We start from the raw sequence: 18,560 nt of genomic DNA on the forward strand, positions 1-18,560 counted from the left end.
GGTGTGCCAATTAACTATAGCAATGAATTCATGATTGCAATGTGAATAGGAAAAAATAGTAATGGGCGATTTATTAACGAATAGGAATAATTCATAGCGTACGGTTGTGATCCCACAAGGGGCTGCTAGAGTTTATTTTGACTGTATATTTAAGGTGGCACGCCCGCCATTAACGGAAAAGAAATCAGTCTATGAAGCAGAACTTTTCATTAGGTATTCGTGACCTTTGGGATGAGCTGGTTACGCTCCAGCAGGCTGGCTTTTATTGGGTTAATATCGATCGGCAGGTTGATGCCGCATTATTTTGCCAGCAAATCATACACGTCCAGAATAATGACGCGAGAATGGCGTTAATAGGCTGTGGGGAGCGATCTGATTCGCTGCTGACAACGCTATTTTCTAATGAGATAAATGGTGCCGAAAAAAAACAATTATCTTGCTATATTTTGCCGGAAAATAAAGCCGCGCTGCTGAATTTAACCGATGATTTAATGCGTGCATTACGCCCCAAGAATCGCCTTCTGGTGCTTTATGCGCCGGCCAGCCTGTGGCGGGATATTTCGCCGGAAAGGCTGCAACGCTGGGTGGATGACACGGCAGCATGGCTGCATCAGCGCCAGTGTACGCTGGTGGTCATCGGCCACAGCACCGGTGTGACCCGTCTGAGAAATATGCTGATTTCCCAACACCGCGGACTCTACGGTTTGGCGAGCCTGCAATGGCAGCAGGATCGTGCCCAGTATCTGGTGTCATGGTGGGCAACAGAAAGAGGCGTGCGGGCGAATAAGGTACAGATGCTGCAATCCGATAACGACGGCTGGCACATGCTGACGGAAGAGCAGCCCATCCTCACGCCGTCTCTGGATGACGATGGGCTATTCCTGATAGAAAAGAGCGTGCTGGAAGGTGCGCCTGCGCTGTCAGAAAACTGGCAGTTGATGGACGACAACGCCATTTTGGTACAAACCGGCATGCTGACGCATGCGGCGACCCTCGTTTTTGCACTGAATCAGACCAGTCAGGTGGATACGCTCGTCAAACAGGTTCATAGCCTGCGGCGCCAGCGTGGTGAATTGCTGAAGATTGTGGTGCGGGAAATGAAGCCCTGCCTGCGTGCCAGCGACGAGCGTCTGCTATTGGCATGTGGTGCCAATATTATTGTCTCCCATTCCGAACCGTTATCCCGTTTTCTGGCGCGGATTGAAAGCGTGCAGGGGCAGCGTTTTACCAAGCATGTGCCTGTCGATGTCGAGGTCTTGCTGACCACCATGCGGCCGCTACAGATTAAGGGTTACCAGCCTCCAGAGACTTTTCGGCAGTCCGTGCAGATGTTGATTGATAGCACGCTCATGCCGGAAGGCAGCAAAGGCGTGCTGGTCGCATTGCGCCCCGTGCCAGGTGTGCGGGCGGCTCAGGCGTTGACGCTCTGCACGCTGCGACGCTTTGGTGATGTCGTCACGATCGTGCAGGATCGCCTGTTTTTGTTCTTGTCCAATTGCCGTCTGAATGAGCTCGATATCGCGCTGAAATCCATTTTTCGCCTGCCGGTGAATGAAGTGTTCAGCAATCGGATTGTCTGGTCGCAAGATCTACAGATTCTGGCAGAAGTGAAATCGCTGGCTCAGGATGGCACGCCGGGTCAGGAGCAGCAGCTTAACGATTATGTTCAATTGCAGAAGGCCGAATCCGCACCGCGCGGTCAGACGCCGCGGCGTGAACCGATTGCGATTGATTTATTAAACCCTGATTTACTGCAACCTGATCTACTGGCTCGCGCACCGGGAGAACCATTATGAACCTGCTTGATATTGTTCAACTGGTGTTATTGAGCGCGGTCGTCTTCTTTACGCTTGGGTATCTGGCGCACCGTGTGATTCCTCACTGGCTTCAGTACTGGAAAAACAGGCTGCTGTCGCCGCGCTACCTGCAACCTGCGAGCGTCTGGATGCGCAGCCCTTCTTCAACAAAGACGGTCTCAACCAAGCCGACTTCAGCAGAGACTAAAAAATAAAATGGACGAAAAAACACGCTCGCAGCAACCGCATATGCAAAAACAGCAGAATTTATGGCGCTACTGGCGTGGGCTCGGTGCCTGGAATTTGTATTTCTTGCTGAAATTTGCCCTGTTATGGTTTGGCTACCTGAATTTTCATCCGCTGCTTAATCTGGTCTTTCTGGCCTTCCTGCTGTTCCCGATCCCCAACGTTACGCTGCACCGCTGGCGGCATATTATTGCTATCCCACTCGGTATCGGGCTGTTTTACCATGACACCTGGTTGCCGGGTATCAACAGCATTGTTAGTCAGGGAACGCAGGTCGCTGGCTTTAGCGCGTCGTATTTGCTGGAGCTGTTAACTCGCTTCATTAACTGGCAAATGGTCGGCGCGGCGGTGGTCATTACCGTGGCTTACCTGTTCTTCGCGCAGTGGATTCGTATTACGGTGTTTACCGTGGCGGCGCTGGCGTGGTTAAACATCGTCAATTTGGCAGGGCCTGCTGTTTCGCTGATGCCTGCGGCATCGACGACGACGGCCCCCTCGGCGGCGACTTCCCCAACGGGGGGAGATGCGGCGTTACCTGAAGCGACATTACCGCCAACGAACGCGAACCTAACGGCTTACCTGAATCAGTTTTATACGCGAGAAAAAGCACGAACCACGGCGTTCCCTGCCGCATTGCCGCAGGATGCACAGCCTTTTGATCTCCTGATTATCAATATTTGTTCGCTGTCGTGGTCGGATCTGGACGTGGCGCAGTTGGACAATCACCCGCTGTGGAAGAAATTCGATATCCTGTTCCGTCAGTTTAACTCTGCCACCGCTTACAGCGGGCCTGCATCCATTCGCCTGCTGCGCGCAAGCTGCGGCCAGCAGTCCCACACTGATTTGTATCAGCCGGTGAATCAACAGTGCTACCTGTTCAGCAACTTGGTGAAGCTGGGTTTTGAAGAACAACTGATGCTCGATCATTCCGGCGTCTTTGGTAATTACCTGCGTGAAGTACGTGAAGAGGGCGATATTCAGATCCCAATGCTGTCGCAGGAAGGCATTAGCCACCAGATTACCTCGTTCGACGGCGAACCGATTTATAACGATCTGGAACTGCTAAATCGCTGGCTGGGCGAGCGGGATAAAGCGACAACGACGCGTAACGCGACCTTCTTTAACCTGATCCCACTGCATGACGGCAACCGCTTTGTCGGCACCAACCAGTCGGCGGACTATGCGCCACGTGCGAAGATTCTGTTTGACCAACTGGACGCGTTTTTTGATGTGTTGCAGAAATCCGGTCGCAAAGTGATGGTGGTGGTGGTGCCGGAGCACGGCGCGGCGCTGGCGGGGGATAAGATGCAAATGTCCGGGCTGCGCGATATTCCCAGCCCGAGCATCACGCATATTCCTGTCGGCGTGAAACTGTTTGGCCTACAGGCTCCGCATCAGGGCAACACGTTGGAGGTGACGTCGCCGAGCAGCTATCTGGCGATTTCGGAATTGGTGGCGCGAATGGTGGATGGCAAAGTGTTCACCGCGCCTTCTGTTGACTGGCAAACGCTAACGAGCGCCTTGCCGCAAACGGAAGCGATCTCGGAAAATGAGAACGCTATCGTGATGCAATATCAGGGAAAACCCTACATCCGCCTGAACGGCGGAGACTGGGTGCCTTACCCGCAATAATCTCATCTCGTGACGTTATCGGGCAGGCGAGAAGCCTGCTCGATTCTTTTCCTGACGTCGTCCGCTCTCTTCCGTCTGTTCCCGAATAGCCACACTGGCTTATGCAGGGGATATCCCCTATTCTGAGGCCGCGTTACTGCTGTTGCCGAGCGTCGCCTAGGATTAAGATGAAATCCCCCAGACATCAGCAGAAAACAGCGTTGAGGCGGCGATGAGCTGCCTTATACTAGTCGCCGCGCGTACCCGTGTTGCTGTGCGTAACGCGTGCGCGATTTCGCGTTGTGTATTCCTCACCTGTTTTATCTGGTGAGTCAGGTATTCAGGTCTGCATAAAGGTTGACGGAGAAAGCGCTTGCGGCTCAGACGTTCATTAACGATTAAACAGATGACAGCCGTGTCTGCCGTGGCATTGGTGACGATCAGCCTGTTTATCGTCATACAGCTCTTTCACTTCGTTCATCAACGCCGTGAAGATTATTCCAGACAGCTGGAGAGCATCGCCTATTCCGTGCGCCAACCACTGACAGACGCGGTGCTGCAAGGGGAAGTTCAGCGGGCTGGCAATATTCTGGACAGCTTATTACCGGTTGCTTTTCTAAGTCGGGCAGATGTGCTGCTGCCGGATGATTTCCAGACGCTGCATGCGAATTTCCCGAAAGAACGTCCGGTGCCAGACTGGATCGCGCGGGTATTCAGGCTGCCGATCCGTATTTCTATTCCGCTCTATTCCCCGCCGCAGACGCAGTATTCGGCACCGCTGGCACATCTGGTCTTGCAGGCGGATTCCTACCGGATGTATCAATTTATTGTCAGCACCTTTTCCACCATGCTGGCAACGTACCTGCTACTGGCGTTGATTATGTCGATCGCCATTACCTGGTGCATGAACCGCCTGCTGATACACCCGCTGCGTGGGATTATTATCGAGTTACAGAATCTCCCGCCGGATGCCATGCTGCACCGTCCGCTCACGCTGCCGCCCTGGCATCATGATGATGAATTGGGCGCGTTGGTGCGCAGCTACAACCGCAATCAACAACTGCTGGAGCAATCTCTTTCTGCCGGAACGGAAGGGGTGGGGTTACCGGATAAAGCGCATTTTATGCGACGCCTCGAACAGCGTCTGGCCGATGCTACTCCATTCAGCCTGCTGGTTTTCGGGCTTGATTCCTCAGCCAGCAAGCAGGGCGATATGGCCACGCTGGCTACGCAGCTTCGCGCGGTGATTGAGGAACAAAACGAGGCGGGGCTCACCTGTCTGGCACGTCTCGATTGTGACGAATTCGCTCTCATCGGGAAAACGCTGGGATCTACCGGGCAAGCACAAGACTGGGCGCAAAACGTCATGCTGGCGATCAATCTGCCTTTTTTACCCGCGGACGCCCAGCCTGCACGGGCTGTCAGCGTGGGTATCCTCACCATTACCGATCCTCGGCCAGAGGCGGCGGCGCTGCTGTTGTCACAGGCGCGTTTTGCCATGCAGCTAGCGCGGCACGATAAGAAATGCGGTATTCATTGCCTCACCGTGCCTTCCTGATTCTTCACAGGTAACGTAAATGTTACTTTTTGTGGATAGGTTTCCTGAAAGGCACTTTCCCCGTATGGCGGGGGTTTGTGCGCTTTTATAGGGGATTATCCTGCTGCAAAAATGTGCATCTGTTACAAGTAAATTGCACTGATGTTTCTTTATAATTCTTGCTGACGTGATTCAGCTCTTGTTTTTAACCTGTCGTTCACAAACTAAACTTATAAAACATTCTCAGCTTGTTATTGCAATGTTACTTTCCGGCGCAATCACAGGCGGCATTTTCGTACCCTATTCCCCTCCTGTGTTTTCCCCACCATAGGACGTATGTATGAAAACATCAATTTTTAAAAGTCTTTATTTTCAGGTTCTTGCTGCCATTACGATAGGGATACTGTTGGGGCATTTCTACCCTCAACTTGGCGAGCAAATGAAGCCTCTGGGCGATGGGTTTGTTAAATTAATTAAAATGATTATTGCGCCGGTTATCTTCTGTACGGTGGTTACCGGTATCGCAGGAATGGAAAGCATGAAGTCGGTCGGTCGTACTGGTGCGGTCGCCCTGCTGTATTTTGAAATTGTGAGTACGATTGCGCTGATTATCGGCCTGGTCGTGGTCAACATCGTGCAACCTGGCGCGGGCATGAACATCGATCCAAGTACGCTTGATGCGTCTGCGGTGGCAGTTTATACCCAACAGGCTTCGCAACAGGGTCTGATTCCGTTCCTGATGGACGTGATTCCGGCGAGTGTGGTCGGCGCGTTTGCCAGCGGTAATATTTTGCAGGTTCTGTTGTTTGCCGTGATGTTCGGCTTTGCATTGCACCGCTTAGGGGCAAAAGGCAAAGTGATTTTTGACGTGATCGACAGCTTCTCCAAGGTCATTTTCGGCGTCATTAACATGATCATGAAACTGGCTCCGCTGGGTGCGTTCGGTGCAATGGCCTTCACCATCGGTAAATATGGTGTCGGTACGCTGGTGCAGCTGGGGCAGCTGATCGCCTGCTTCTACATTACCTGTGTCCTGTTCATCTTCCTGGTGTTGGGAAGTATTGCTAAAGCGACCGGCTTCAGTATCTTCAAATTCATTCGCTACATCCGTGAAGAACTGCTGATCGTACTGGGTACGTCCTCTTCTGAATCCGTGCTGCCACGTATGCTGGAGAAGATGGAGAAGGTGGGTTGTAAAAAGTCTGTCGTCGGTCTGGTCATTCCTACTGGCTACTCGTTCAACCTTGACGGTACCTCTATCTACCTGACGATGGCGGCAGTGTTTATCGCTCAGGCGACCAACAGCCACATGGATATCTGGCATCAGATTACTCTGCTGGTGGTGCTGCTGCTGTCCTCTAAAGGTGCAGCGGGCGTGACGGGAAGCGGATTCATCGTGCTGGCGGCAACGCTGTCTGCCGTGGGCCACCTGCCTGTTGCTGGTCTGGCGCTGATTCTGGGTATTGACCGCTTCATGTCAGAAGCCCGTGCGCTGACTAACCTGATTGGTAACGGTGTTGCGACTATCGTGGTAGCGAAATATTGCCGCGAGCTGGATGAGAAGAAACTGGATGCTGAGCTGTCTGGTACGAATAAAAGCGACAACGCAGCCACGCCGACGGCGCAGTCATAATTCCTATAATCTCGGTATAGTTTTCTAAATCAGTTCCCTGCGGTGTTAAGGCACCGTGGGGAATTTTTTTGTCTGCGCACACATCGAACCAAACTGTTTCTCCCGCCTCCCTGACTCGCCATGAAACGTAAAAATATTGTTAAATATGACTATTTTTACCTTTTTTGCAGATTATTTCGCCTCATGGAGTGACATAGACAAAAGCGCGCGGTCTAAGGGAATGGTACACTTCGCGTCTTCAATTTTTTCCGTGATATATCCACGAGAGTGTGCGGTGGCAGACGCAAGGTCACCATAACGATTAACAATAACCACATTTTATTATGTTGGATAGCTATGAGTAGGGGTTCACATGCAGGGCACCAAAAAGGCGCTTTTCGTTGGTGGTTTGTTGCTGGCAGTGGTCAGCAGCAGCGTGCAGGCTGAAGCACTACAGCCCGATCCTGCCTGGCAGCAGGGTAAGCTTGATAATGGTTTTACCTGGCAGTTATTAACCACGCCACAGCGCCCCGGCGATCGGGTTGAGTTGCGCTTGGTGGTGAATGCCGGGTCACTGTTGGAAAACGCCCAGCAGGTAGGTTTTGCCCATTTTCTTCCTCGTCTGGCCTTAGCGCCCGGCGATAAACTGTCCGCAGTTCAGCGACCTTCCACGTGGATGAGCGATGCTAACGGCTCCCGCGTTCTGCCTCCGGCCATTATTTCGTACGATTTCACGTCGTATAACCTGAGTTTGCCGAATAATCGCCCCGAGCTGCTGAAAGAAGCGCTGACGTGGTTGGCTGAAAGCGCAGGACAGATGACGTTCGACGAAAAAAGCCTACAGGCGGCGCTGAAGGTGCCCGATCAGGTCGCAACCTTTCCGGTTAACCCACAGGATCCGAGCTGGCGCTATCGTCTGAAAGGCTCGCCTCTGCTGGCGCACGATCCTGCTCAGGACGTCAAACCACCGTTAAATGGCGAGCAGCTCCAGCAGTTTTATAAAACCTGGTATACGCCAGATGCCATGACGCTCTACATCGTTGGTCATGTGGATAACCGCAGCGTGATCGAGCAGATTGGCAAAGTCTTCTCCCCGCTGGAAGGGAAACGCGAAGCGCCAGCGCCCTTACCGACGTTAAGTCCGCTGCCGACGCAGGCGATCAGCCTGATGAATAACAACGTCCAGAAGGATACGCTGTCGTTGATGTGGGATGCGCCGTGGCACCCGATTCGTGAATCGCAGGCGTTGGTGCGCTACTGGCTGGGTGATATGACGCGGGAGGCGATGTTCTGGCATTTGCAGCAGGTGCTGGAGAAGAGCCCGCAGAAGGGTAACAACCTCCGCTTCGACTGCAATGTGTTTTATACCCGTTCTCAGTGCGCGATCCATATGGACGTGCCGAATAGCGAGGGCGTTGAGCCGGGCGTGACGTTTATGGCGCGTGAACTGGCGACGCTGCGTGAGAAAGGGCTGACACAGCAAGAGTTTGATGCGCTAATCGCGCGCAAGACGGACGAGCTGAACAAGCTGTTTGCCACCTATGCGCGTACCAGCACGGACATCCTGATGGATCAACGCCTGCGCTCCCAGCAAAACGGTGTCGTCGATATTGCTCCTGAGCAGTACCAGAAACTGCGTCAGAGCTATCTGTCCGCGCTGACGCTCGATATGCTGAATCAGGAACTGCACCAGCAGCTGGTACAGGATATGACGCTGATGCTGATCCAACAGCCTGGTGAGCCGGAAGCGAATATGAAGGCATTGCAGGAAGCTTACGATCGGATTATGACACCGGCCACCGAGCCTGCGGCCAGCGCCGCGACGGCTGCACCTGAAGGCGCCGTTCCAGAAGGAAAAAAACCGCAGGAAACGGCTCCCGCCGCGCAGTAAAGTATTAAGGTCGTCGCCTTTCGGCGCGGCCTATACAGGAAGGTGATAAGCGAGATACAAATTCGTCTGGAGCGAATTTGTACAGCCAGCTCACAAGCAACTTGAAGCATGGCGAGTATTGGTGGTTGTTTAAATCCACAATACTACGCTGTGTATTCGGTGGCGTTTTTTATCACTAGGCTAACCGCTCTCAAGACTCCGTATAATAAAATACGGGATATCGTTCGTGGAACGTTAGCTTATGTAACCAGTTATTTATAAAGCAGTTTTCAGGATAAATCCCGTTGTGAGCCCTTTTCTCCACCTCTATTATTCCCCCCGAGCGTCGTAATAATGAATCGAGGTACAAAGCATGAGTCGTACTCTTAAAGCTGCGGGGGTGATCGCTCTGATCGCCATGTTGAGTGGTTGCTTGTTCCCTCCTCCGGGAGGTGGAGGCGGTGGTCGAGGCGGCGGCGGCCCGTTCGGCGGTTTCCAGGAACAACCGGTTAACCAACCGGGGCCACGTTAAACCTCAAATGACGATGTAAGGCAGAGTGTCCTGCTTTGTCTAGCAACTAAAGGCCGCAATAGCGGCCTTTATCTTATTATCACGCGACGTACGGTTTATGCAGGCATTGCCTCAAGCGGGATAATCGCGCCACGGTATTGAATGACCGTGCTGGCCGTCAGGTGGCCGCGCTGTGCCGCTTCCTGCGTGCTGCCGCCATTCAGGCGCACTGACAGATAGCCTGCGCTGAAGGAATCGCCTGCTGCGGTGGTATCGACCACTTTCTCTTTTGGCAATTTGATCGCCGGGACATCAACCAGAGCTTGTCCACGTTCTGACACGATGCAGGAATCAGCCCCGCGTTTAATGACTACTTCGCTCACGCCCAGACCGTGCGTCCGCTCCAGTACCGCTTCCAGTGGCTTCGCGCCCCACAGCATGTCTTCGTCATCCAGCGTCAGGAAAGCAATATCGGTACAGGACAGGATGTCGGTATAAGCTTGTTGCGTTTCTTCCTTGCTCTGCCACAAACGTGGGCGATAGTTATTATCAAAAATCACTTTACCGCCGTTGGCGCGGCAGGCGCGCAGCAGGGCGAGGAGACGTTGGCGGCTTTCGGCGTTCAGAATCGCCAGACTGATACCGCTCAGGTAGAGATAGTCAAAGTGCGCCAGTGACTGACCGATTTTTTCTGCTTCCGGGCTGTCCAGCCAGTAGCGGGCAGCGGCATCATTACGCCAATAGTAGAATGTACGCTCGCCGCTTGCGTCGGTTTCAATGAAGTATAAACCGGGCAGCTTGTTGTCCAGGCGCTGAATCAGGTCGGTTTTCACCCCTTCTTTTTGCCAGGCGGCAACCATCTCGGTACTGAAGCTATCGGTGCCGAGAGCGGTTACGTAATGCACGCCCAGCTTATCGGCGTTTACCTGACGGGCAATGTAAACGGCGGTGTTCAGCGTATCGCCGCCAAATCCACGGTTAAGATCCGTGCCCTTCTGCGACAGTTCGATCATGCATTCGCCGATTACGGCAATGTTAGTAGTTGTCATCACTTTTGGCCTGTTTGAAAAGCTGGGTATAAAAAATGCGGAAATTAACATCAGTCTCAACATTACGTGAGACTGAGTCAATAGTCTTGAAACGATGTTTTACTTTTTCATGACGCAGATCGGAAAACCAGTGCTTCCCCGCTGCTCTTAACGATCGGAAGGCGGTTCTTTTTCCTGCTCATTCCGGTCTGTCGAGGTGTCACCTTTGTAGTTTGCCGTGGCGATCCAGGCGGCGCAGAAGAGCGTCAGACGTGCGAAGAAATAGAAAAATGCCATCAGACCAATAACCGAACCGAACGCTGCACCGGAAGGCGAGCTGGCCAGTTTAGGCAGCGCGACGGTCATCGCAAACTTGATGACTTCAAAGCCTACGGCGGCGATCAGCGTGCCGCGAAAGAGCGCTTTGCGCTTGGGTTTATGGCGCGGTAAAACGAAGAATATCCACAGGAATAACAGATAGTTGGCGAAGATGGAGATTGACAGGGCAATCAGCGTCAACGCGGGGCGCAGCCACTCAATGCCATCCAGTCCCAGTGCGGTCACAATCATGTTTTGCGCGGTGCCAGCAACGGAGGTCAGGAACAGCGTAATAATCAGCGCAATGACCAGGCCAGTCAGCGATAGAAAATCCCGCGTGTACTGAAAGTAAATCTTCTCTTCATCTTTCGGGCTCCTCTCCCACACGTCGCGCGACTGGGCGCGAATCGCTTCACGCAAATTTCCCATCCAACTGATGCCGGAATAGAGCGCAATCAGCAAGCCGGTAATCCCGACGGTGGTACGCTGCTGCACGGCCGTGTTGACGGTATTTTTCAGCGTATTGGCCAGATTAGGATCGCTGATGCTGTTGACGATACGGTTAATCAGCCCCGTCAGCAGGTCGGGGTTGGAGGCCAACACAAAACCGACGGCGGCAAACGACACCATGAGGATGGGAATCAGCGACAGGAAGGAAAAATAGGTAATGGCTGCACCAAACTGGTTGCCCATCCGATCGTTGAAGCGTTCGCCCGCGCGGATCAGGTGTGCCACGCTGGGAATCGCCTGAATACGTGCGGCCAGACGTTTGCTCTTACCCAGAAACGAGAGGGGTTTCTGCGGCGATGTGTCCCCTTCTGGGGTTGACGATGTTGATTTGCGATCCGGGTCTGCCGGTACAGGCATTGCGTTTCTCCTGTGTTCGGGATTAACTGGTTAGTATAAGTTTGATTATAACCAACAATATAAGAATGTTACTTTTAGATGTTTTTCTGAACGTACGTCATACACGGACGTTAAGCGAGTGAATTTTCCATGCCAACACCTTCCCCATCCGAACCGGCGCTGAGCGGTCTGCGCCTTAATCTGCGCATCGTTTCAATTGTGGCGTTCAATTTCGCCAGCTATCTGAATATTGGCCTGCCGTTGGCGGTGCTGCCGGGGTATGTGCATGACCACCTTGGCTATAGCGCGTTCTGGGCCGGTCTGGTGATCAGTCTGCAATATTTTTCCACGCTGTTGACCCGCCCGCACGCGGGGCGTAGCGCTGATGAAAAAGGACCGAAAAAAATCGTCGTTTGGGGGCTGGCTGGCGTCATGCTGAGCGGGGTGTTTTACCTGCTGGCCGCTTTTAGTGATGCATCGCCCGCGATCACGTTGCTGCTACTGTGTCTCGGGCGCGTTGTGCTGGGGGCTGGGCAGAGTTTTGCCGGGACAGGTGCAACGCTTTGGGGCGTTGGCGTGGTCGGTTCCCGACACATCGGGCGTGTGATTTCATGGAATGGTATTGCCACCTATGGGGCGATGGCGATTGGCGCACCGCTCGGCGTCTGGCTTAACCATATCGGTGGGCTAAAACTGCTCTCCGTGTGCATTATCCTGATTGCGGCAGTGGCGATTGTTCTCGCGCTGCCACGCCCGACGGTGCAGGTCGCGCCGGGGAAAAAGATTCCCTTCCGCGAAGTGCTGGGGAAAGTCTGGGTTTACGGCATTATTCTGGCGATCGCCTCTGCGGGTTTTGGCGTGATCGCCACCTTTATCACGCTGTTTTATGCCGATAGGAATTGGGAAGGTGCCGCGCTGACGCTGACGATTTTCAGCTGCGCTTTTGTCGGTGCGCGGCTGGTGTTTCCTAACAGCATTCAGCGGTTTGGTGGATTGCGTGTAGCGATGGCGTGCTTTGTGGTTGAGATCGTGGGGTTATTGCTGGTGTGGGGGGCAGCGCTGCCGCTGATGGCCGAAGTCGGCGCATTCCTCGCGGGGGCGGGTTTCTCTTTGGTGTTCCCGGCATTAGGCGTGGTTGCCGTTCAGGCTGTCTCGCCGCAGAATCAGGGCAGCGCACTGGCGACCTATACGATATTTCTCGATTTGTCGCTGGGCATCGTCGGGCCAGTGGCGGGTGTGCTGATGGCCTATACCGGTATCGCCTCTATTTATCTGGCGGCGGCGTTGCTGGGGCTATGTGGTCTGGCGCTGACGTGGCGGCTGGCTAAGAATACGGCGGAAGGCTAGGTAGCCATAATGAACATCATGCCTCCACATTGCCGATGATATGCCGCCGTTCCTTGCTCACGGTGAAAAACCATTACTTCACAGGCTGTTGGTCTGTTTTAGGCTGGTTGGCGCGGTAGGCATCCATAATCGGTGCCCAGTCCATACCTAATGGGACAGGGTGCTGTTTAAACAGTTCGCCGTACTCCTTGTCGAAATCATCAATGCCGTATTGTCTTGCTACGGGTACCTTTTTATCATACCAATCATCGGTGACCTCTTCGGCAATACCCCGGGCAAGCAAGAGGTCTGGTTTGACAAGTAGCCTATCGGCTTTCAATAGCACCTCATAATAACCGCCGGGGGCCAGACCAAAATAGAGCCAGCTACGTTGGTCAGTGTGTTCGCCAACCTGATAACGCTGTTGCATTTGCTGGGCTAGGTCTGCGGGTAAACTCACCGTAATACGGTACCGCTTACGATCGTAGAAAGAGACCATCTCTATCGAAGCCTTGTCAGGGGTGGGAACACCCTCGGTAGGTAACCCGCCCCCCCCAGCCCAATAATATTTTTTGTCAATGATGCTTTTATACGGTGCGCCGGCGTTACACCCCCCGCCGGGATAACTGAATACAGTTTCTCCTTTATGATAAAAAGTGGCCTTCGTCGTACAAAAACTGTCAATATTGCTACCTGAACCATAACTCCAGCTAACCGGAGTTCTGACATTCGGGGTTGAGCAGGCGGCCAACGAGACACAAAGCCCCACGACCATAATAAAATATCTGAACATCATGCCTCCACATTGCCTATGATATGCCGCCGTTCCTTGCTCACGGTGGTTTCCTGTTTGTGGGTTCCCGCGGGACTGGATATGCCCTGATTGCTGGCGCTGCGGTGCACATAGTCACGACGCAGCGCCCGATAAACCTCCGCAGAAAGTTGCTGACTCAGGTTCTTTACCACGCCCTGTTCGATTGCTGCCAACGACCAGAGTTCATCCAATTTAGTCAGATTGACCGAGGGTCGCTTGACCGAGAGCGGTTCAAGTTGAAGCATCTTATCTTCTGCACGCCATCCCTTAAACGGCACACCAACGGCGCGCCCGGCCTCCACCATCATATGTAGCGGAATACGCGAATATTCGCCTTCCACCACGCGGCTCATTACCACCTCCACATACACGGCCTTTTTCGGCCAGGCATCATCCTTACCCCGCCGCCGAATAAACGAATAGGGGATCAAACTGATTGCCCCCACGGGTGGCGTGGCAGCACGCGGTAAATGCGGGTGAAGCCGATCCACCCAGCCCTGCGCGATCTTTTCCTCGGCATAAGCGCGGGCTTGGTGGTAGGCGCGGCTTTCTGTATCTGGCGTGGAAGTTTCCTCCTCGCTCATAAAGCGCTCCAGTTCGAGGCACTCGGTCAGCGCCGGGTCACTGTTCGGGTTAGGCAGGCTCCAGCGGCTGTAATACCCACCGCCGATATCCGAGTGCGCGCCCGGCAGCGCCAGTTCAGTAAAATGGGGCGGAATGCTGGTGCCGATCGCTGTGGGCGTGACGCGTGTTAAGGGAAAGTGTTTTCGCACCTCATCCAGCGCGGTTAAATGTACCACCCGTTCGGCGCAGTCATCCTGCAAGCGGATGTTGAGACTGGGATGGTACGATGAAGCCACCGTATCAAAAATCCCGACAAAGGTGATACGTACGTCCTCCCGATTGGCCCAGTCAAACCCCGCTTTCAGCCGGATAGTGGGTATATTGGCGATCGCCTGCACCAGCGGATGATTGTTTTTCTGGTCGATGACGTTAACAAAATGGCGTGCCGCCGCCGCCCCGCGGCTAAAGCCAAACACATCGAATACAATACGGTGGATGCATTCAATATTGGGTAAAACATCCTCCAAATCCCGCATAACTGCGGAAACAATGCTCTGTTCACTGGCCTGATTCACCTTGCCAACGATAGAGGTATTTTCACCACCAAAATCGAGATCCAGCCCCTTCGTTAACATATTGTCCGATCGGTATTCCAGCCCCTCTTTTCCTGCAACCGGATCGCGAGTGCCAATGCCGCTGATATAGCTATGGGCGCTCAATGTCTTAGCCCCAAAGATATATTGATCGTAGAGTTTCCCCACATTAGTAATATCGTTCGCCGCACTGTCACTCACCGGAAGCCGCCCCATCTGGCAACCACGCAGCTCTTTCTCCCGCTGTGCCGGATCGGTGCAGGTTTCAGCCAGCCATTGTTCTACCTTTTTAAGGCCAGACTCGGCGTTATAGGTGTTATTCCCCGTGCCATCGAAGAACACGCCGATGCGCAGCACGTTGATCTGGTAGCCTTTGACCTCGATAACGTAGGAATGGTTGGTAAGGAAACGGACGCTACCGGCTTTGCCTTCCTGATGCGCTTCTGGCAAGGGTTGCTCAGGTGTGGTCAGGCACAGGTCACCGGTGGTCACCTTAATATGTTCACGTGGCGTGTCATCGTATCCTGCCTTTTCTGCCACATAGGCAGGGACGGCACTTTGCCCGTCCTTCAATACTTCACGTGATTGCGCTGCCTTGAGCCAGGGCTGCGTCTCCAGCTTCACGGTGATGGGGCCCACCGCAAGGCCCTGTACGACGACAGGCCCTTCTTTGAGGGTGACCGTTTCGGACTTGCCGGTATCATCGGTGAGTGTCGCTTTCAGCCCTTTAAACGCACGATTGTGTTCATCACGCACCTCAATTTCTATCCAGCAATCGTAATGTTCGCAGGGGATACAGTAGGGATCGGCTGCCATTAGTTAACTCCTATCAATGCGTTATGCTGCACCATCCAGTGGTTGACCTGCGCGAATTCAGCTTCGGTCAGCATCAGCGGCGCTCGAATACTCTCCAGAGGAAGCCCGACCTGCAAGGTCAAGGCTCCGGCCACCACTCCATCGAGCACGTCTTCCTGAAGCTTCTCCGCATTGGCTTGCCTGAGAACGGACAAAATAGCCCCAGCCGGATCGGGATGACGTGCCATCATACTCGTCATGGTCTGCCACAGACGCCGACGAAGAATATAGGCATGACGATCGTCGTCATACAACGCCGCCAGATGAGGCGGACGAATGTGAAACCAGGGGCTTTTTGACGGGGGATGACATGGCGTATCTGGATTCCGTGTAAACCCAGTGTCGTTGATCCAAATCCCATTACAGGGGCCAAGCACGGCATCCCGCTCTTCTGGGCTCATCGCGCAGAACATCGGCAGAAAAATACGAGGCTCAGAGAAACGAAACCAGACCGCCTCTCCTTCACGGATAGCCAATATCAGGCTTTGCCAATGGTGGCGAACGACGTCAAGAGACTGTTCACTGACCAGATAGAACCCACTCAGTGCCGGAGAATCCGACACGAATGCAGGTGAAGGGTTAGACAACAGCCAGGGGCCAAGTGCCAGTTGTTCGTCAAATTCTGTCCCCGCAAAGAGGGGGAAAGCTTCACCCTGGCTGAGTTCATAGAAACGGGCTACCGCCGCGCGATCTAACGCGCTGTCGACAATAGCAAAGAGGACGCCGCGATGTTGTGCTTGCCACGTATTCAGACTCATGCTTTGCCTCCCTTCGCAAGGGGGCAAGGTTTGACCAACGGTGACATCGATTCCATGCTTTTATGAATGGCGGGTGCAGGTAATGTCGCGGGTGGAGCAGGGGGGACGGCAACACCGCCCGGCAGAATGGGGCTCTGTCCGCCCCAACCCGAACCGCTGCCCGCGCTGCCCCCTGAGTTAATATTGATAGCCGGGCCAACGATGCTCACGCCGCTGGGATCGATCTTCACGAAGCTTCCTCCGACTTTCAGCGTCAGCTCCGCGCCCGCTTCAAGAACCACCTTAGCCCCCGCTTTTACATGTACTTCCTCACCCGCCTCGACCAGCAAAGCCTGCCCCAGTTTCTGATGCATCGACGCATCAACGGTCAGCGAAAGAGCGCCTTTCACGTGGTCACGTTTCTCGCTCTCCACCGTCAGGTGATCGTTGGCTTTAACGCGGGTGACTCGCTCATTATCAATCTCCGTGTGGGCATCATGTTTGATGTGCCAGACCACATCATTCTCAACGAGCGCCTTGAGGTCTTTCTGCCCGTGAAGATAAATCTTCTCCTGACCGGCCTGATCCTCGAAGTGCAATTCATTAAAGCCTTCTCCCTGATGCGTCTTCGTGCGCAGTACGGTGCGCGTCTTATTGGCAGGCAGCGGATACGGTGAGGGATTGGTGGCATGAAACGTCCGCCCGGTGACAATCGGCTGGTCTGGGTCACCTTCCAGGAAGCTGACGATCACTTCATGGCCGATACGCGGGATGGCAATCATGCCGTACTGACCGCCCGCCCAGCCCTGACTCACCCGTACCCAGCAGGAGCTTTGGTCGTTGCTCGCGCCGTATCTGTCCCACGGGAATTGCAGTTTCACCCGACCATACGGGTCACAGTAGATTTCTTCCCCGGTCGGACCGACAACCGTGGCGATTTGCGGGCCGTCCACCATCGGTTTATACGGCATCGCGGCGCGCCACGTTGTTGTGCCTTTCACCACCACAAAACTGTTGCTCATCGTGGTTGGTTCGCCGCCACTTTCCTCTTCCAGTGCCTGCGGCTGTTGCCCGACGTGCGTCACGCTCACCGTCTGCCAGACCGCATTCAGCGTCGTATTCGGGTGCTCCGTCAGGGTAAACGTACTGCCCGGCATCAGCCCCGCACAGTTGGATTCCCCTTCGCTCGTCACGGCTCCAGACCGCAACGCATCCAGCCGGTAGCCGCTGAACGCCTTGCCGCTCGGGTCTTGTTTATAGCGTCCCGGATAGTCGTAATGTTGGTAACTTTCACGCTGGTGTTCCAGCTCACCGCTCATCTTCTTGTGCGACAGCCCGTAAGCCGGCGTTTTGAAGCTGTAGTCTTTCAGCTCGACTTCGGCCGTGCTCACCCGCTCTGCGTAGTGGAAGCGCCGAACGTATTCCCCCTCGCTCAGCCCCTGCGTGGCGAGATTGAAGAACAGCTCCGGGCCTTTGGTCAGTGCGCCCGCATCGTCGGCAAACACCACCCGGTGTTTGCCCTCTTCATATTCGTGGAAGAAGTACATGCCTTCCTCCGCAGCCAGACGGGTGATAAACGCCAAATCGCTTTCCCGGTACTGCACGCAATATTCCCGCACCGCATGCTCGTTACGCAGCGCAAAGGCGTAGTCGGTGATGCCAGCCTCTTCCAGCAGCATGCTGATAATGGCTTCCGGCTTTTGTGCCTGAAAAATACGGGCGTTGGTGCGCAACCCCAGTCGCCACAGCGCCGGACGAACTTCTATCTGATAGCGCGTGCGCCGAAAACCGGTGTCGCCCTGCGTGAAGCCACTGACAATCCCGCTGACCCGGCGCTTCAGCTCGCTTTCATACCAAATCATCAGCTCGCACGGCTGGTCCAGCACCGCGCCGAAATCGACATCCGGCAGTGCGCTCGCCAGACTCAGCGACAGGCTGAAAGGCCGGTTCAATCCTTCATCCAGCCTGAAATCCACCACTGCAAAAGTACCTGCCGCCAGGGCACCGACCTTAACGGTGAACTGTAATCCTGTACTGTTTGCCATCGGCTTTCTCCTTATTTTTATTCTTACTCTGCTGTCACGGCTACCACATGCGCCGATGCGTTCCGCCGCTCCCCTGATGAAAAGCAAAATGCTTAAACGGTGGTCTGAGTCTGCTCACACCACAGTTCACGTTGATAAAACACGACGCTGGCTAAACACCATGCGAGAAAAAACGCGGCTTCAGAGAAAAGCGTAGGAATTTAAGTTGAACAGCGATTCGGTGTGTTCACCACACGGTAAAAAGCAAACAG

Annotated in this window: 14 protein-coding genes; 8 read left to right on the top strand and 6 right to left on the bottom strand. The window is 54.1% G+C overall.

From position 1 onward, the window contains the following. Positions 1-191 precede the first annotated feature (191 nt). From bcsE to I2D83_RS00470, 7 genes are all read left to right on the top strand, one after another. Positions 192-1,796, top strand: coding sequence for a cellulose biosynthesis protein BcsE (bcsE, locus tag I2D83_RS00440; RefSeq protein WP_205947351.1), 1,605 nt, complete (start codon positions 192-194; stop codon positions 1,794-1,796). After that, positions 1,793-2,011: a cellulose biosynthesis protein BcsF gene (gene bcsF, locus I2D83_RS00445; RefSeq protein WP_012772823.1), complete on the top strand. Its 219-nt coding sequence runs from the start codon at positions 1,793-1,795 to the stop codon at positions 2,009-2,011. Before bcsE ends, bcsF begins: the two co-directional genes overlap by 4 nt. A gap of 1 nt (position 2,012) precedes the next feature. Next, a complete protein-coding gene (gene bcsG, locus I2D83_RS00450) occupies positions 2,013-3,674 on the top strand; it encodes a cellulose biosynthesis protein BcsG (protein ID WP_205947352.1) in 1,662 nt (553 codons plus the stop codon). A gap of 385 nt (positions 3,675-4,059) precedes the next feature. Further along, positions 4,060-5,211, top strand: coding sequence for an adenylate/guanylate cyclase domain-containing protein (locus tag I2D83_RS00455; RefSeq protein ID WP_241007256.1), 1,152 nt, complete (start codon positions 4,060-4,062; stop codon positions 5,209-5,211). A gap of 319 nt (positions 5,212-5,530) precedes the next feature. Continuing rightward, on the top strand, positions 5,531-6,823 hold the full coding sequence (locus I2D83_RS00460; RefSeq protein ID WP_012772826.1) for a dicarboxylate/amino acid:cation symporter: 1,293 nt from the start codon (positions 5,531-5,533) through the stop codon (positions 6,821-6,823). A gap of 352 nt (positions 6,824-7,175) precedes the next feature. Next, positions 7,176-8,693 (top strand): M16 family metallopeptidase, encoded by a 1,518-nt coding sequence (locus tag I2D83_RS00465; protein ID WP_205947354.1) that lies wholly within the window; start codon positions 7,176-7,178, stop codon positions 8,691-8,693. Positions 8,694-9,045: 352 nt separating this feature from the next. Then, positions 9,046-9,204, top strand: coding sequence for a hypothetical protein (locus tag I2D83_RS00470; protein WP_205947355.1), 159 nt, complete (start codon positions 9,046-9,048; stop codon positions 9,202-9,204). Positions 9,205-9,299: 95 nt separating this feature from the next. Here the strand turns inward: I2D83_RS00470 and kdgK are convergent, their stop codons facing one another. Next, complete coding sequence (gene kdgK, locus I2D83_RS00475; protein ID WP_181830224.1) at positions 9,300-10,232, bottom strand: 2-dehydro-3-deoxygluconokinase; 933 nt, start codon at positions 10,230-10,232, stop codon at positions 9,300-9,302. A gap of 147 nt (positions 10,233-10,379) precedes the next feature. Next, positions 10,380-11,396 (bottom strand): inner membrane protein YhjD, encoded by a 1,017-nt coding sequence (gene yhjD / locus I2D83_RS00480; protein WP_205947356.1) that lies wholly within the window; start codon positions 11,394-11,396, stop codon positions 10,380-10,382. A 129-nt stretch (positions 11,397-11,525) separates the two neighbouring features. Between yhjD and I2D83_RS00485 the strand changes: the two genes are divergently transcribed. Beyond that, entirely contained in the window at positions 11,526-12,722 is a 1,197-nt protein-coding gene (locus tag I2D83_RS00485) for an MFS transporter (RefSeq protein WP_205947357.1), read from the top strand. Between the two features lie 73 nt (positions 12,723-12,795). On the opposite strand, the gene I2D83_RS00490 is transcribed toward I2D83_RS00485, so the two are convergent. Genes I2D83_RS00490 through I2D83_RS00505 form a run of 4 tightly spaced genes read right to left on the bottom strand, consistent with a single transcriptional unit; the run spans position 12,796 to position 18,309 of the window. Then, the gene (locus I2D83_RS00490; protein WP_241007257.1) at positions 12,796-13,497 is read right to left on the bottom strand and encodes a DUF2931 family protein; all 702 of its coding nucleotides are present in this window, start codon (positions 13,495-13,497) and stop codon (positions 12,796-12,798) included. Next, entirely contained in the window at positions 13,494-15,488 is a 1,995-nt protein-coding gene (locus I2D83_RS00495) for a T6SS phospholipase effector Tle1-like catalytic domain-containing protein (RefSeq protein ID WP_205947358.1), read from the bottom strand. Before I2D83_RS00495 ends, I2D83_RS00490 begins: the two co-directional genes overlap by 4 nt. Next, a complete protein-coding gene (locus I2D83_RS00500) occupies positions 15,488-16,285 on the bottom strand; it encodes a DUF4123 domain-containing protein (protein WP_205947359.1) in 798 nt (265 codons plus the stop codon). The genes I2D83_RS00495 and I2D83_RS00500 overlap by 1 nt, the downstream gene beginning before the upstream one ends. Further along, on the bottom strand, positions 16,282-18,309 hold the full coding sequence (locus I2D83_RS00505; protein ID WP_205947360.1) for a type VI secretion system Vgr family protein: 2,028 nt from the start codon (positions 18,307-18,309) through the stop codon (positions 16,282-16,284). The genes I2D83_RS00500 and I2D83_RS00505 overlap by 4 nt, the downstream gene beginning before the upstream one ends. Positions 18,310-18,560: the final 251 nt, after the last annotated feature.

Origin of the sequence: Pectobacterium aroidearum, from assembly GCF_015689195.1 — a bacterium.
In the GTDB taxonomy this organism is placed as follows: Bacteria; Pseudomonadota; Gammaproteobacteria; order Enterobacterales; family Enterobacteriaceae; genus Pectobacterium; species Pectobacterium aroidearum.

Excerpts from the sequence above, each read along its gene's own strand:
- yhjD (WP_205947356.1), bottom strand. The coding sequence starts at position 11,396 with ATGCCTGTACCGGCAGACCCGGATCGCAAATCAACATCGTCAACCCCA.
- I2D83_RS00465 (WP_205947354.1), top strand. The coding sequence starts at position 7,176 with ATGCAGGGCACCAAAAAGGCGCTTTTCGTTGGTGGTTTGTTGCTGGCA.
- I2D83_RS00495 (WP_205947358.1), bottom strand. The coding sequence starts at position 15,488 with ATGGCAGCCGATCCCTACTGTATCCCCTGCGAACATTACGATTGCTGG.
- I2D83_RS00460 (WP_012772826.1), top strand. The coding sequence starts at position 5,531 with ATGAAAACATCAATTTTTAAAAGTCTTTATTTTCAGGTTCTTGCTGCC.
- I2D83_RS00455 (WP_241007256.1), top strand. The coding sequence starts at position 4,060 with ATGACAGCCGTGTCTGCCGTGGCATTGGTGACGATCAGCCTGTTTATC.
- bcsE (WP_205947351.1), top strand. The coding sequence starts at position 192 with ATGAAGCAGAACTTTTCATTAGGTATTCGTGACCTTTGGGATGAGCTG.
- kdgK (WP_181830224.1), bottom strand. The coding sequence starts at position 10,232 with ATGACAACTACTAACATTGCCGTAATCGGCGAATGCATGATCGAACTG.
- I2D83_RS00505 (WP_205947360.1), bottom strand. The coding sequence starts at position 18,309 with ATGGCAAACAGTACAGGATTACAGTTCACCGTTAAGGTCGGTGCCCTG.
- I2D83_RS00490 (WP_241007257.1), bottom strand. The coding sequence starts at position 13,497 with ATGATGTTCAGATATTTTATTATGGTCGTGGGGCTTTGTGTCTCGTTG.
- bcsF (WP_012772823.1), top strand. The coding sequence starts at position 1,793 with ATGAACCTGCTTGATATTGTTCAACTGGTGTTATTGAGCGCGGTCGTC.
- I2D83_RS00500 (WP_205947359.1), bottom strand. The coding sequence starts at position 16,285 with ATGAGTCTGAATACGTGGCAAGCACAACATCGCGGCGTCCTCTTTGCT.
- bcsG (WP_205947352.1), top strand. The coding sequence starts at position 2,013 with ATGGACGAAAAAACACGCTCGCAGCAACCGCATATGCAAAAACAGCAG.
- I2D83_RS00470 (WP_205947355.1), top strand. The coding sequence starts at position 9,046 with ATGAGTCGTACTCTTAAAGCTGCGGGGGTGATCGCTCTGATCGCCATG.
- I2D83_RS00485 (WP_205947357.1), top strand. The coding sequence starts at position 11,526 with ATGCCAACACCTTCCCCATCCGAACCGGCGCTGAGCGGTCTGCGCCTT.